The following is a 13749-nucleotide window of genomic DNA, read 5'->3' on the forward strand; positions in this document are numbered from 1 at the left end:
GCCGAACTCTCGGCCACGGCCCGGATCAGGACCTCGTGCAGGGGAGGCGCTGCCATCACAGCTCTGTGCGCGCGCGCCAGAGTTCGGGGAAGAGCACCACGTCCAGCATCTTGCGCAGATAGCTCACCCCGCCTGTGCCGCCGGTGCCGCGCTTGAAACCAATCACCCGTTCGACGGTGGTCACATGCCGGAAGCGCCACAGGCGGAAGGCGTCTTCCAGGTCCACCAGCTCCTCGGCCAGTTGGTAGAGCTCCCACTGCGCCTGCGGCTGGCGGTAGACCTGCACCCAGGCCTCGGTCACCGCATCGCTCGCGACGTAGGGCTGGGTCCAGTCGCGCTCCAATTGGCCGGCGGGCAGTTCGAAGCCGCGCCGCGCCAGCAAGCGCAGCGACTCGTCGTAGAGCGAGGGCGCCTCGTATGCGGCGCGCACCCGCTCCAGCAGATCGGGCCGGTGATCGTGCGGCTTGAGCATGGCCGGGTTCTTGTTGCCCAGCGAGAACTCGATGCAGCGGTACTGGTAGCTCTGGAAGCCGCTGGACGCCCCGAGGTAGGGGCGCATGGCGGTGTATTCCGGCGGTGTCATCGTCGCGAGCACGTCCCAGGCATGAACCAGCTGCTCCATGATGCGTGAGACGCGCGCGAGCATCTTGAAGGCGCTGCTCAATTCGTCCGAGGCAACGCAGCGCAACGCGGCGACGAGCTCATGCAGCATCAGTTTCATCCAGAGTTCACTGGTCTGGTGCTGGACGATGAAGAGCATTTCGTCGTGAGCAGGCGAGAGCGGCTTCTGGGCGTGGAGGATGGCGTCCAGCTGCAGGTAGTCGCCGTAGCTCATGGAGCGGCTGAAGTCGAGCTGGGCTTGTTCTTCCTGCACGATCTGCTCGGGGGTGCCAGTGGAGCCCATAGAGGCGGTGGTGCGCGCTTCCATGTGCTTCAGCCTCGGCCCAGGACTTCGGCGATGGCCTGCGCCACCCTGTCCACGTTATCCAGGGTCAGGCCCGAAAGGCACATGCGGCCCGAACGCACGAGATAGACGGCGTGTGCCTCGCGCAGCCGGTTCACCTGAGCCTCCCCGAGGCCGGTGTAGCTGAACATGCCGTGCTGGGTCAGGAGGTATTCGAAGTTGCGGCGACCCTGGAAGGTCTCGTTCAGCACCGAGTGCAGGCGTTCGCGCATGGCGCGGATGCGCTGCCGCATGGCGGCCGTCTCGGCGGTCCATTGCGCGAGCAGTTGCGCGTCTCGCAGCACCCGCATGATCACGCGCGCGCCGTGCGTGGGAGGCGTCGAGTAGTTGCACCGGACGGTGGCCTTGAGTTGCCCGAGCACGGTATCGGCTGCCTGGCGGTCCCTGCACACCACGCTGAGGCCGCCGCAGCGCTCGCCGTACATCGAAAAGTTCTTGGAGAAGGAGTTGGCGACGAAGAACTGGATGCCCGCGTCGGCCAGTGCACGCAAGGCGAAGGCATCCTCGTCGAGGCCGTCGCCGAAGCCCTGGTAGGCGATGTCCACGAAGGGAATGAGCGCGCGATCGCGCAGCACCGGGATGAGCGAGCGCCATTGCGCGGCGGACAAGTCGACCCCCGTGGGGTTGTGGCAGCTGGCGTGCAGCAGCACGATGCTGTGGCGCGGCAGGCCATCCAGGGTCGCGAGCATGTCGTCGAAACGCAGGCCGCCCGTGGAAGGGTCGTAGTAGGGGTAGTGCTGCACCTCGAAGCCTGCGCCTTCGAAGATGGCGTGGTGGTTGTCCCAGGTCGGATCGCTGACCCAGACGCCGGCTTCGGGGAAGTAGCGGCGCAGAAAGTCGGCGCCGACCTTGAGCCCTCCGGAGCCGCCCAGGGTTTGCAGCGTCGCGATGCGTTCGCCGGTCACCGCTTCGTGCGCGGCGCCGAACAGCAGGCCCTGGACGGCGGCCCTGAAGTCGGCCAGCCCTTCCATCGGCAGGTAGGGACGGGGGCCGATGTCTTGCAGCAGCGCAGCTTCGGCCTGCCGCACGGAAGGCAGCACGGGGAGGCGGCCGTCGCCGTCGAAGTACACGCCGATGCTCAGGCTGACCTTGTCCGGCCGCGGATCGGCCTGGTAGGTCTCCGTCAGGGACAGGATGGGGTCGCCCGCATACGGCGGGACATGCGCGAACAGGGAAGGAGTAGTGGTGCCCATGGGGGGTGCGTCAGTTGGTTTATGCGCAAATTCTGGAAGACTAGGTCGCACCATCCAAGTACTTTTTACTCGTTGGATAATTGATTCTCCAGTCGCTATTTTTGAGGTCTATTTATGCATATCGAGCTCGACCAGGTGGACCTGCAGCTGCTTTCTGCCCTCCAAGCCAATGCTCGCCTGACCACCGTCGAGTTGGCGGAGATGGCTGGCCTTTCGCAGTCGCCGTGCTGGCGCCGCATCCGGCGTTTGGAACAGGCGGGGTTGATCGAGGGGTATCGCGCACGACTGAATCGAAGCGCGCTGGGCTACGGTGTGGTGGCCTTCGTAAGCATCAGCATCGATTTCCAGAACGAGAAGCGCTCAGCCGAGTTCGTCGAGGCAGTGCGCGCCATTCCCCAGGTGGTGATGTTCCACGGCGTGACCGGCACGGCTGACTTTCTGCTGATGGTGTTGGCCGAGAACCTGGATGCCTATTCGGAGCTGCTGCAGCGGAAGCTGCATCGACTACCAGGGGTGAAGCAAGTGCAGACGAGTTTCTCGCTCCAGGAATTCAAGGCTTTGGAGGACCTGCCCATTCCCCCGGCGACACGCTCGCAGAGCTGATGAGGAGCGAATCCGAACGTCTCCAGATGGTCGTGGCGCGCGTCTTCTGCGCCGCACCACGCGCAGCCTCGTCCTCACTGAGGCCGGTGAGGTGTTCTACCGGCAGGCCTGCATCGCACTAGACGCCGTTCGCCTCGCCGAGCAGAGCGTGCGCATGAGCGACGACCTCTTTCGGGGCGACCTACGCGTCTCGGTGCAGCCCGTCATGATCGAGAGCTTCCATGCGATGCTCTGCGAATTCGCGATGCGCTACCCCGCGCTGCGCGTCCATGTCCACACGTCGAACCAGCACGTCGACATCCTCCACGGCAGCTACGACGTCACGCTGCGTGCCAGCAGCCAGATCCAGCCCGGCCTCATCGCGGGCACGCTCTTCCGCGACCCGATGATCCCCGTAGCGGCGCCCGCCTACCTCGCCGATCGCAGCACGCCGCGCACGCCATGCGATCTCCAGAGCCACCGCTGTCTTCTTGGCTTCGCGCGCGGCGAGCTGCCGGAGTCCCACTGGCCCATGGCCTCGGGGGGCAAGCTCCACGTTGACGGGGCGTACTTCTCGAATGCCATCGCCCTGCTGTGCGAAGCCGCCGCAAGCGGGCATGGCAATCGCGCTCCTCCCGAATAGCCTGGTGTCGCCGCACTTGGAGAGCGGCGCGCTCGTGCAGGTGCTCGCCGGCATCATCGGTGCCGAAATGCAGATCGCGCCGGTCTACCCCGAGCGCACGTTCTTGCCGCCTCAGGTGCGCGCCTTCATCGATGCGGTCGCCGCCTGGGCGTCGCGCGAGCTCGCCGCCAAACAGCGCACCTAACAGCGCGAGCTGTGGGGTTTAGTCAGCAATGCGAAGAAGGCTGCGCCTCGCTCTTCGAGCAAGAGAGCTTCTAGCGCATAGCGGCCGTTTGCTCGCGGCTATCGGCACGATCACTTTCCACGATCTCAGCCGTTCGCGTTGTGAGTCCAGACCGAGCAAGCTGGGCGGTGACGTCGAAGGTCCGCTCGCGCATTCTGCCTTCTGCGGCTTACTTCAAATGCGCGGCGGCAGAACCAACAGGGACACGTTCAGCCATAGCGAACTACATTGAAGCCATCCTCCGGCCTACGCGGGACGAAATGGCTGGTGATCTGGTCGAACTCTGCATCGGTCGATTCAAAGGGGGTTGCGCCGAGAAATTGCGAGCACGCAGGCGCGCTTTGCAAACTTCATCGGGAACATCCAGGTAGTGCAGGCGATGAGCAGCCCCAGCTTTCTCGAAAACGCCTCGGGCTTGCGCGTTGCACAGACGCGCCGAGCCAACGCCAAGCGCGGCGCGCGCCCGCGCCAAGCAGCGCGCGCTCACCGAGGCTCCGCCCAAACGGTACTGGCGACTTGCGACAACACCCCTGCGCGGAAAAGCCTTCAGGATACAAAGGCCTTCATCGTTGTCAGCCAATGCCTCACGCTTGCCGCCGGCGCCTTGGCAAAGGCCGCCTCGAAGCGATGGCGCAGAAGCTGCGTCACCTCGCGCTCCAGCGCCGCGCCCTGTTCGGTAAGCATCAGCTGGTGAACCCGACGATTACCCGGCGTGGCCACCATTTCGATCAAACCAAGGCGGTGCAAGTCGTTGATCGGGCGCTGCATGGCCTGTCGGGTCACGCCGATGAACTCACGCACCTCTGTCACAGAACAACGTGGATGCCGAGCGGCGTGATACAGCACCTTGTGGTGGCTGCGCCCGAGGCCCTGCTGAGCTAGCAGTTCGTCGGCACCGGCGATCACAGTCTGGTAGGCCTCGTGGAAGGCAAGGATGGCCTCGTCGATCCGGTCGACCGGGACGGCCTCTTCCTCCGTGGCGGGACGCGAGATGGCGGAACGGGGAATGGCCTTCATGGTCGGGATTGTACTTACAGATGTTTGTGTCAATTACGTTGACATAGAACACATAGTTGACGAGACTGCGAGCCATGGCCGAGAAAGCCATGCGGCAGCTGCAAGAAGGCCGCCCCCACCCACCCCGAGCTGGAGAGAGACATGACCGCAACCAAGATTCCCACCAACCCCGAACGCATCGCCTTGCAACGCCAGTGCATCGTCGAACACATGCGGGCCGAGAATGCCCACGAGTGGGACGCCGTCTACGACACTTTCATCCGAGATGAGCGTGCCTCTTACGACGTGATCCCGATGTCGGCCGTGTTCAGCGGTATCTCGGGCGTGAAGGACTTCTACGCGGCCTTCGACGCCGCCTTCCCTGACTTCCAACTGCGTAACAGCGCCGAGTACGACGTGCCCGGCTGCTCCATCCGCGAAGTGACTGTGACAGCCACGCACCGCGGCGAGTTCTGCGGCATAGCGGCCACGGGCCGTCGCGTTTGCTTCGAGCTGGCCGCCTTCTACAACTTCGGCGATGGCGCCGAGGCAGCCCGCCTGCTGAACGAACGCGTCTACTTCGACCTCGAGACCGTGCTGCGCCAGCTGCGTGGCGAAGCCCAAGCGCCCACCGGTGTCGGGCTGCTCGAGCGCGTGCAGTGAAGTACACCACGTGAGCCCACGGCAATCCATGAAACCGACGATTTCCACAAGTACCCTCCGGGGCGGCGGCGGCGCGAAGCTCAACCTGCTGCAAGCAGGCAAGGCAGGTGCGCCGGCGATCCTCTTCCTGCACGGTTTTTCTTCATCGGCCTGGTGCTGGAAGTACCAACTCGAGAGCGACCTGGCTAACGACTACACGATCGGCGCCCTGGACCTGCGCGGCCACGGGGCCTCCGACAAGCCCGCGGACGCAGCCGCCTACGCCGACGGGCAGTTGTGGGCCGACGACGTGAAAGCCGCTATCGACGCGCTGGGTGCATCGCAGACCTTCCTCGTGGCCTGGTCCTACGGTGGGTTGGTGGCTTGCGACTACCTGCGGCGCCACGGCACGTCGAGGCTCGCCGGCCTGGTGCTGGTTGGCGCCCTCACCAAGCTTGGCAACGAGCACGCAATGAGCCTGCTCGGACCGCAGGTGCTCTCGCATGTGCCAGGGCTCTTCGCCACCGACGTGGCCACATCCGTCTTGACCCTGGGGAACTTCATCCGCGACTGTCATGCCCGGCCGCTGGAGGCGTTGGAGTTCCACGAGCAACTGGGCTTCAACTGCATCGTGCCGCCGGGAGTGCGCGCCGCTCTGTTCTCGCGCAGCCTGGACAACGATGACGCGCTGGCCACAATGCGCGTGCCAGCCCTGCTGCTCTACGGCTCGGCCGATGCCATCCTCTTGCCGCAGGCTTCGCAGCATGTGAAATCGATGGTTCCGAGTGCGCAGCTCGTCGAGATGGCAGGCATCGGGCACAGTGCTTTCCGCGAAGCACCCGACGCATTCAATCGCGAGCTTCGTGCCTTCATGAAGTCAGCGTTGGCCTGAGCTCAGGGCGCGGAATGCCGCTTTCGAGCGGCGTCCGCACAGCGGTTGTAATGTTGTGGCTGCGGGATACCCTGGAACACGGCGCGACGTTGTCCACTTCGAGCAGCGTCCAATCGAAAGTGTCACTCGGTTGCTGCGTACGGAGATAGGGCTTCGCCGAGCATGGAAGCAGGCCATGGACCTTCGCCGTCCAAATCGCGCGCGCGTCTGCGGTGTTCCGCGGAAAGGGCTGGCGTGGCTAGCGGGCCAGAAACTCGAGCGTGCTGCGCACGAAGTCGGCATGGAACTGAAATGCACCGCCATGCCCGGCATCGGGGTAGATGATCAGCTGGCTGTTCGGCAGCCTCTTCGCCAGGTCGTGCGTGTTGACGGTGGGCACCATGCGGTCGTCGTCGCCATTGACCACCAGCACCGGCTGCTTGACCACCGAGAGATCGGCCGGGGCCTTGTTCCCCCACGCGCGCAGCGCCCCCAGTTGGGCGAAGAACGCGCCGTTCGTGATTTCCTTGTCACGGTTCTCGGTGCGCTCCTGCAGGCGCGCCAGGAAGGCCTTGCTGGCCTCGATGCCGCTGGGAGTGCGCGTGAAGAACAGGAACTGCTTCGGATCCTGGCCCGTGAAGAGGCCTCGCAGCATGTCGTAGAAGGTCACCCCCGCCACGGAGCTGATGCCTTCGCCGCCGGCCGGGCCGGTGCCGGCCAGGACAATCTTGCGGACGAGTTGCGGCTCCTTGGGGTAATCGTATTTTTTTGACAAATTGACACGGCCGTAGTTGTCGCCGACGCCCGCACGCTTTCGGCGGGGTGACCGGAACCCGCAGCCACAACGCGCGCCGAAGGAGTAGATTGGCGGGCCTCATCCCTGTGGAGGATCCTTGCCGTGACGTTCGCCCAGCGTTTCATCGGCGCGGAGACCCTTCCCTCCAGGATGTCCGAACTCGATGTTCAGGAGTTCTTCAGCCTGAGCAAGGACGACATTTCCGCGATCTGCGAGCGCTTCCGCGACGACCGCCGCGTCGCTGCAGCCATCCAGTTGCTCTTTCTGCGGGCGAGTGGCCGCCCGATGGACAGATTCGCCACGGTCCCGAAGATCCTGCTGCGTTCAGTGTGCGAAGCGTTGCGGTTGCCCAGCGTGAGCATCGCCAGCCTCCGATCGCTCTATGAACGCCGGCAGACGCTGTACGAGCACCAAGCCTGGGCCCGCACATATCTTGGCCTGAGCGACCTTGACGAAGTCCAGCGGCAAAAGATCGACCAGGTTCTCGCGGTCGCCGCCCTTGAGGCCGCTCACCCCGACGACCTGATTCGAACTGCACGCATCTGGCTGTACGGCAGGCGAATCATCATTCCGGGCACACGCCGCATTGCCGACTGGGCCCGCCAGGCGTTCGATGCCACGGAGGCGGCAATGGCCGCAACGATCGAGGCGGCGATTGGGAAGGAGGCGCTGCGCCAAGCGATCGACTGGGCCTATGCGCCCTCCCCTGCGGCTTCAGGCAGCCATCTCGAGTGGCTCAAGACACCGCCCGAGCGCCATGCCCCGAGCACGACCGCACAGACCCTGGAGAAGATCGTCGCTCTCAAGGCCTTGGGCGTGCACACCTGGGCATTGGATTCCATCGCCCTGAGCAAGCAACAGGCCTACGCGGCCCACGTGACCATGCGCCGGCCATCAATGACCGCACGCATTGAACAGCGACGCCAGACCGTGGAGGTTGTGTGCTTCCTGCACGCGACGCTGATGGAGCTGACCGATATCGCGCTGCTCCAGGCATCGCGCCGTAGCCAGGAACTGTTCCGACACGCGGCCGAGCGTGCCGACAGGGCGCGCGCCCGAATCAACGACGCTACGCTGCAGCACGCCGTCAGAGCGAGGGCCGTGCTTCGTGACGAGACGAAGTCGTGGCGCGAACGTGTGCTCGAAGCTCGAAGCCTCCTCGACGGCATCGGTGACGCGGGGACCACCTCATTCGCCTCGCAGATTCGTCGAGCCCTTGCGGAGGACAGCCGCCGCGTTCATGCGCACTTGACAGGGCTTCGAGCCGTCGACTTTGTCGGAAAGTCCGGTGACCTGGCATACGAACAATGGCAGGCGTGGATGAAGCTTCAGGCGATCGGCGGCCGGGAGATTCCGACGGACTTCAAGCCGCCATCGGTCGGGCTCGCATGGAGCACCATCGTCACCGATCTGGATCCTCGGTCCCGCTATCGTGCGTTCGAGGCCAGCACGATGATGGCCCTGCGCAGGAGCTTGCGGCGGGGAAGCGTATGGGTGAACCATTCGATCGGCCACCGCTCCAGCCAATCCATGCTCCTCGCCGACGGGGAATGGATGAGGTGCAAGGAACAGCACTATCAGATCCTTGGGCTGCCGTCGCAGGCCAGCGAGTTCCTGGCGCCAATTCTGGCGACGATGTCGGTCGGGTTGTATGCGCTTGCGGAAGCGGTCGAGCGCGGGAAGGTGAGTCTCGACGCCAAGGGTCTGGTGCATTTGCCATCAATCAATGCCTTGGACGAGGAGATCGAACCTCGCAAGACCAGAGAGGCCGTCTTCAAGCACATCGGACATGTGCAGTTGCCCGACGTGCTGATGGAGGTCGACGCGGCGACGCACTTCAGCGAGGCGCTGCTGGCCCGCCGCCCCGAGTCTGACCACGAACTGCTGGCAGTCTATGGCGCGCTGCTTGCCCATGGGAGCGACAACGACGCCACCGGGGTTGGATCGATGATTCCTGGGCTGGATGCGGCGCACATTGCCTCGGCCATGCGGGCCATCGAATTCAGTGGTCGCCTGCGGCGGGCTAACGAACGGGTCTCGGAGTACCAGAACGCCCTGCCGATCGCCGCCTTGTGGGGAGACGGCACGAAGGGGTCGGCAGACATGATGGCCATCGATACCAGCCGGCACCTGTGGACGGCCAGGGTGGATCCGCGCAGACGCACCTATGCTGCCGGCCTGTACACCCACGTGCGGGACCGCTGGGGGCTCTTCTACGATCAGCCGATCGTGCTGAACGAACGACAGGCGGGTGCGGCCGTCGAAGGTGTCGAGCAACACAATCGCAGCGAGGATCGCATTCGCGTCTCCCTGCTCGCCGTAGACACCCATGGCATGACCAGCGTCGCCCTGGCCATCGCAAAGCTCCTGGGGTTCGACCTGTGTCCGAGACTGAAGGACCTGCGCGAGCGCAAGCTGTTCGTCCCAAGGGGCTGGTCGGTGCCGGAAAGCTTGGAGAGGGCCACCGTGCACCGGGTGTCTCTCAAGTGCATCGAGCGCGGCTGGGACGATCTTGTGCGGCTGGTGGCGTCCATTCGCGCTGGCAAGGTGTCCGCGGTACACGCCATTCACCGCTTGGGCTCTGCCGCCATCGGCGATCCATTGCACCATACGGCTAACATCTCGGCGGGCTGCTGCGAACGCTGTTCCTGTGCGACTACCTGACGATCACCGACTTTCGACGCGAGCTGCTGGCGCTACTGAGCCGCGGCGAATCGGTGCATCAACTCCAACGTGCAATCCACGGTGGGCAGATAGCGCAGGCCCGAGGACGACGAAGGCAGGAGATGGTGGCCATCTCTGGGGCGCACGCCTTGCTCACCAACATCGTGCTCGCCTGGAACACCGGCCGCATGGACGGCGTCGTTTCCCGTCTCAGGGTCTCCGGCTTGCCGATGGAGGACGACTGGCTTCGCCGGATCGGACCCGCGCACTTCTCGCACATCAATTTCCGCGGGACGTACCGGTTCAACCTCGAAAAATATGGGCACTTGCTGGTGGCGCGTCGCTCTGGCACGGCGGCACTCTGAGGCACCAACCGATTCCGACCAAGTACGAAGCACATGCCCACCTTGTCGGGGTGCCGGAGCAGAACGGCCCTACCGGGCCGGTCGTTCCGCGAGCTCCCTGTCGGTGAGCGTGTCATTCTGCACGAATCGCACTGCCCTCCTCCGACTGGCACTTTTGCAAGTGCTTGTCGTGCTTGAAGTTTTTCGGGCCTACCGTGTCAATTTGTCGAAAAAATACGTTTACCCCTGATGGCACCGTAGTTCGTCAGCCCGTATCGCCTGTCCGGCAAGCGTGGCAAGAACGATGCGGCCGACGCGGCCGCGATCTGCGAAGCAGCGCAACGGCCGAACATGAGATTCGTGCCGATCAAGAGCCTGGAGCAGCAATCGCAACTGAGCGTGCATCGCGTGCGCCAGGGATTCGTCGAGCAGCGCACGGCAATCATCAACCGGGTACGTGGGTTGCTCAGTGAGTTCGGTATCGTGCTGCCGCTGAAGGCATCGACCGTGCGCCGTCAGGCCATGGCGTGCCTCGAGGATCTGCTCGGGTGGAGCAACACTGTCATCGGCGATCTGCTCAGCGAATTGACGCGGCTGGACGAGCGGATCGCGCTCTACGACCGACACATCGCGCAGATGGCGCGCGGAGACACTCGGGCCCAGCAGCTGATGCGCCTGAGAGGGATTGGCGAGACCACCGCCACTGCGATGCTGGCCATGATCGGAAACGGGCACGACTTCAAGAACGGTCGCCAGTTCGCAGCCTGGCTAGGTTTGGTGCCAGGTCAGTACAGCTCGGGTGGAAAGACACGACTCGGGCACATCACAAAGGTGGGGGATTCGTATATGCGATCGCTGCTGGTCTTGGGAGCCCGATCGATGCTCAACAGCGCCAAGAGCAAGACGGATGGAGTGAGCCGATGGGCCACGACGCTTGCCGAGCGTCGAGGCTACTGGCGAGCGATCGTGGCCATCGCCGCCAAGAATGCCCGCATGGCGTGGGCCGTACTATCTCGAGGAGAGACGTTCGCAATGCCAGCATGACCGGGGTCGGCAACGAGTTGAAGCCTTCGAGCCAAACCTTCGAACCACGAAATTTGCCCCGAGTTTGATTTGCACCGCCGCTTGACGGCTTATTGTGATGAAGCAAGGTTGGACCCGCGCGGGGAGTGCCTGAGAAATGTCGGGAGGTGGCAACTTGCCATCCTCGCGAAATGAATGAGGCCCTCGCGCGCGTCTTTCATCAGGGTCCGCAGTAAATGCGCTGCATCAATGGCCGTTTGTAGCATCGCCAGTCCGCACCTTGACTCATCGATAGGCAACCCGCGAAAGCAGCGGACCGTCGACCCCAATCTATCGACCTTGAACGGCCTCATGGACGGGGGACAAGGGTGCTTGACTGATGGGGAAGCCCTTGTAGCGACATTTCAACTTCGCTGGCAATGCGACGTTTGAAAACAGCGTTGACATCATTTGTTGTGTAGGCCCCGAATAGAGCTGTCGCATCGTTGCGCCCCGGGGTCTTCGGGATGCGACGTGCGGCGACGGGCCTGGTGGGCCTGGCAAAGCGACGATCACTATGACGATGCACGAGACCGACCGGCTCAATTCAATTCGGCCATGGAGGACTGGATGGTGCGCGCGTCGGATGTTGGGCCTGAGCCGATGCCAACTTGAGCGGCTCATTCAACCCTGCGCGGCCGAGGAGGTCGGCCTGCCGATGACCGCTTTCCGGCGATCGTGACGTCTGCTGTAAGGCGGGTCTGGGCCCAATGTCGACATTCAGCCGCCAAAATTGTCTTCCGAAAAGCTGTCGTTCAACGATGGGCGACCTCTTCTCCCGATCTTGACGCAATGCGGCGAAGCCTGATGGGCAACCTTTGTGCGCTTTTTGACGAGCTCAGTGCATGGGAGCGGTCCCTCGGATATGAAACGTCGCAGAAGTTTGGCCTCGGATTGCAAGGGCCATTGGGTACGCCTTGGTGGTTTGCTTTTCTTTATTGAGATGTAATGGATGCCTCCCTCCCTACGGGGACAGCAAGAGCGGGAGCACGGAGATGAACAGCGTGACTGTTCTGGGAGACTGGCTGCCGGCATGGCAAGGTGGACCCCCGAATGGAGACGGCATCGAAGTGCCCATGGCGTGATAGACCGAGGTCTTCACAAACACCATCGGGGGTCCGAGATGAATCGTATTGCAGCTCAGGGTGCGGGACAAATCATCGGCTTGATCGACGGGCGCCAGGTTGTTGGCCTTGACATCGCCAAGAGCGTGTTCCAACTGCACACCGTGGACATGAGCACGGGGGAGATCGTCAACATCCAGCTCAAGCGTGCCAAGGTGCTGGAGCACTTCGCCAACCGCGCGCCGTGCCTGATCGGCATCGAAGCCTGCGGCGGGGCGCACCACTGGGCACGTGAATTGACGCAGTTGGGTCACAGCGTGCGGCTGATTCATGCCAAGGCCGTACGGCCATTCGTTGCCGGCAACAAGACCGACGCGACCGACGCCCGAGCCATCTGGCTGGCGGTGCAGCAGCCGGGTACCAAGTTCGTAGGCATAAAGACACTGGCCCAGCAGGCCACGCTCGTACTGCACCGCCAGCGCGAGTTGCTCATGAGGATGAAGGTCATGCAGATCAACGCGCTACGCGGTCTGCTCTACGAGTTCGGCGCCACCTTCGCACGGGGCAGGAATGCGCTGTTCAGCGAGATCGAGGTCACCTTGGAATCGCTGGTCAATGACATTCCTCAGTACGTGGCTGACAGTCTGCGCGAGCAGGCCCAGCGCATCAAGCAACTGGCCGCGGACATCAAGGCCATCGAAGCACGACTGGCGCAGCGCCTGCGCGCCGATGCGGACATGAAGCGCGTGGCGGCCATTCCTGGGGTCGGGCTGCTAACGGCCACGGCGGCGATCGCCACGATGGGCGACGCCAGCGCCTTCAAGTCGGCCCGCGAATTCTGCGCCTGGCTGGGCCTAGTGCCCAAGCAGCTCGGCACAGGCGGCAAGGTCAACCTGTTGGGCATCTCCAAGCGCGGTGACACCTACCTGCGCACCCTGCTCATCCACGGCGCACGCTCGGTGCTCACGCACGCCAAGGAACTGGGGCCGTGGCTGGAGCAACTCCAGGCTAGGCGCCCGGCCAATGTGGTGGTCGTGGCGCAGGCGGCCAAGATGGCCCGCACGATCTGGGCCGTGACGGCCAGGCAACAGGATTACCAACGGGGCCACCAGAGCACCAGGCCGCAAGCGGCTTGAGCTCGGCGGCCGACATCAACCCAACCAAGAAAGGGTATGTGAGCCTTTGAAGGCGATTGGGGCAGCAAGACGCGAAGTGATGTGAAACAGGTCAGACCGAGACAAGCTCAACCTGAATGCCGGCTAGGACTTCAACAGTCCGCTATTGAGATGAGGCGCTTGTCAGCGGATTACATCAGGGCCAGTGGCATGGCCTGGGCAACCAGGGCAGATCACACACAAAGCCGGATACAAGGCAGCAGCCGACTTCTTCACAAAACGACGCGGGTTACTACCTATCGCCGGGAGGCATCCATACAAGCCGGCATGAGCGAACTTGAATCAGGCCGCATAGCGAACCGGCTCGTGTTCGAAGTAGCTCTTGATGCGTTCGGGTTGCCGCTGAACGCTGCGCAGATGCTTGGCTGTGGCCTTGACCAACTGCAACTTCGTCCGCGCAGGGGCGAGCTTCGTGACGGCCTGCTTCAGATCGGCGTTGGCCATTTCATTCGAGTTGAGCTCCGGGCTGTAGCTCGGCAGGTAGAACACCTCGATCTCGTGCTTGTGCTCGGCAAGCCACGCCTTCACGG

General features: G+C 63.6%; 12 protein-coding genes and 2 pseudogenes. 9 read left to right on the forward strand and 5 right to left on the reverse strand.

Going from position 1 to position 13749, the window contains the following annotated elements; translation table 11 throughout:
* Positions 1–55 precede the first annotated feature (55 nt).
* Positions 56–928, reverse strand: coding sequence for a tryptophan 2,3-dioxygenase (gene kynA, locus AC3A6Y_RS34035; RefSeq protein WP_487872626.1), 873 nt, complete (start codon positions 926–928; stop codon positions 56–58).
* Between the two features lie 5 nt (positions 929–933).
* Positions 934–2136, reverse strand: a complete 1203-nt coding sequence (locus tag AC3A6Y_RS34040) for an amino acid aminotransferase (protein WP_487872637.1) — start codon at positions 2134–2136, stop codon at positions 934–936.
* 135 nt (positions 2137–2271) lie between these two features.
* On the opposite strand from AC3A6Y_RS34040, the gene AC3A6Y_RS34045 reads away from it, so the two are divergent.
* The 3 genes from AC3A6Y_RS34045 to AC3A6Y_RS34055 all read left to right on the forward strand — a co-directional run bounded on the left by AC3A6Y_RS34045 (position 2272) and on the right by AC3A6Y_RS34055 (position 3566).
* Entirely contained in the window at positions 2272–2760 is a 489-nt protein-coding gene (locus tag AC3A6Y_RS34045) for an Lrp/AsnC family transcriptional regulator (protein WP_487872627.1), read from the forward strand.
* Positions 2761–2914: 154 nt separating this feature from the next.
* Complete coding sequence (locus AC3A6Y_RS34050; RefSeq protein ID WP_487872628.1) at positions 2915–3382, forward strand: LysR substrate-binding domain-containing protein; 468 nt, start codon at positions 2915–2917, stop codon at positions 3380–3382.
* Positions 3357–3566, forward strand: coding sequence for a LysR substrate-binding domain-containing protein (locus tag AC3A6Y_RS34055; RefSeq protein ID WP_487872629.1), 210 nt, complete (start codon positions 3357–3359; stop codon positions 3564–3566). Before AC3A6Y_RS34050 ends, AC3A6Y_RS34055 begins: the two co-directional genes overlap by 26 nt.
* Before the next feature lie 585 nt (positions 3567–4151).
* On the opposite strand, the gene AC3A6Y_RS34060 is transcribed toward AC3A6Y_RS34055, so the two are convergent.
* On the reverse strand, positions 4152–4622 hold the full coding sequence (locus AC3A6Y_RS34060) for a MarR family winged helix-turn-helix transcriptional regulator (RefSeq protein ID WP_487872630.1): 471 nt from the start codon (positions 4620–4622) through the stop codon (positions 4152–4154).
* 141 nt (positions 4623–4763) lie between these two features.
* On the opposite strand from AC3A6Y_RS34060, the gene AC3A6Y_RS34065 reads away from it, so the two are divergent.
* Both AC3A6Y_RS34065 and AC3A6Y_RS34070 read left to right on the forward strand, forming a co-directional pair.
* The gene (locus AC3A6Y_RS34065) at positions 4764–5264 is read left to right on the forward strand and encodes an ester cyclase (protein ID WP_487872631.1); all 501 of its coding nucleotides are present in this window, start codon (positions 4764–4766) and stop codon (positions 5262–5264) included.
* Positions 5265–5292: 28 nt separating this feature from the next.
* Positions 5293–6135 carry an alpha/beta fold hydrolase gene (locus tag AC3A6Y_RS34070; protein WP_487872632.1) on the forward strand — a complete coding sequence of 281 codons (843 nt, stop codon included), beginning with the start codon at positions 5293–5295 and terminating at the stop codon, positions 6133–6135.
* A gap of 238 nt (positions 6136–6373) precedes the next feature.
* Here AC3A6Y_RS34070 and AC3A6Y_RS34075 read toward each other — a convergent pair.
* Positions 6374–6865: pseudogene (locus tag AC3A6Y_RS34075) on the reverse strand (alpha/beta fold hydrolase); the annotation flags it as partial.
* A 147-nt stretch (positions 6866–7012) separates the two neighbouring features.
* On the opposite strand from AC3A6Y_RS34075, the gene AC3A6Y_RS34080 reads away from it, so the two are divergent.
* The 4 genes and pseudogenes from AC3A6Y_RS34080 (at position 7013) to AC3A6Y_RS34095 (ending at position 13180) form a co-directional block, all read left to right on the forward strand.
* Positions 7013–9574 (forward strand): Tn3 family transposase, encoded by a 2562-nt coding sequence (locus AC3A6Y_RS34080; protein ID WP_487872633.1) that lies wholly within the window; start codon positions 7013–7015, stop codon positions 9572–9574.
* A gap of 2 nt (positions 9575–9576) precedes the next feature.
* Positions 9577–9939, forward strand: a complete 363-nt coding sequence (locus tag AC3A6Y_RS34085) for a Tn3 family transposase (RefSeq protein ID WP_487872638.1) — start codon at positions 9577–9579, stop codon at positions 9937–9939.
* A gap of 243 nt (positions 9940–10182) precedes the next feature.
* Positions 10183–10962 (forward strand): annotated as a pseudogene (locus AC3A6Y_RS34090) (IS110 family RNA-guided transposase); the annotation flags it as partial.
* Positions 10963–12103: 1141 nt separating this feature from the next.
* Positions 12104–13180, forward strand: a complete 1077-nt coding sequence (locus tag AC3A6Y_RS34095) for an IS110 family RNA-guided transposase (protein WP_487872639.1) — start codon at positions 12104–12106, stop codon at positions 13178–13180.
* Between the two features lie 321 nt (positions 13181–13501).
* Here AC3A6Y_RS34095 and AC3A6Y_RS34100 read toward each other — a convergent pair.
* The coding region (locus AC3A6Y_RS34100) for a transposase (protein ID WP_487872634.1) at positions 13502–13749 on the reverse strand (248 nt) is incomplete at its 5' end.

It is taken from the genome of Variovorax sp. Soil_C_17 (assembly GCF_057657265.1).

Coding starts and splice junctions, on each gene's coding strand:
- kynA (WP_487872626.1), bottom strand. CDS start 928: ATGGAAGCGCGCACCACCGCCTCTATGGGCTCCACTGGCACCCCCGAG.
- AC3A6Y_RS34045 (WP_487872627.1), top strand. CDS start 2,272: ATGCATATCGAGCTCGACCAGGTGGACCTGCAGCTGCTTTCTGCCCTC.
- AC3A6Y_RS34050 (WP_487872628.1), top strand. CDS start 2,915: ATGAGCGACGACCTCTTTCGGGGCGACCTACGCGTCTCGGTGCAGCCC.
- AC3A6Y_RS34055 (WP_487872629.1), top strand. CDS start 3,357: ATGGCAATCGCGCTCCTCCCGAATAGCCTGGTGTCGCCGCACTTGGAG.
- AC3A6Y_RS34060 (WP_487872630.1), bottom strand. CDS start 4,622: ATGAAGGCCATTCCCCGTTCCGCCATCTCGCGTCCCGCCACGGAGGAA.
- AC3A6Y_RS34065 (WP_487872631.1), top strand. CDS start 4,764: ATGACCGCAACCAAGATTCCCACCAACCCCGAACGCATCGCCTTGCAA.
- AC3A6Y_RS34070 (WP_487872632.1), top strand. CDS start 5,293: ATGAAACCGACGATTTCCACAAGTACCCTCCGGGGCGGCGGCGGCGCG.
- AC3A6Y_RS34095 (WP_487872639.1), top strand. CDS start 12,104: ATGAATCGTATTGCAGCTCAGGGTGCGGGACAAATCATCGGCTTGATC.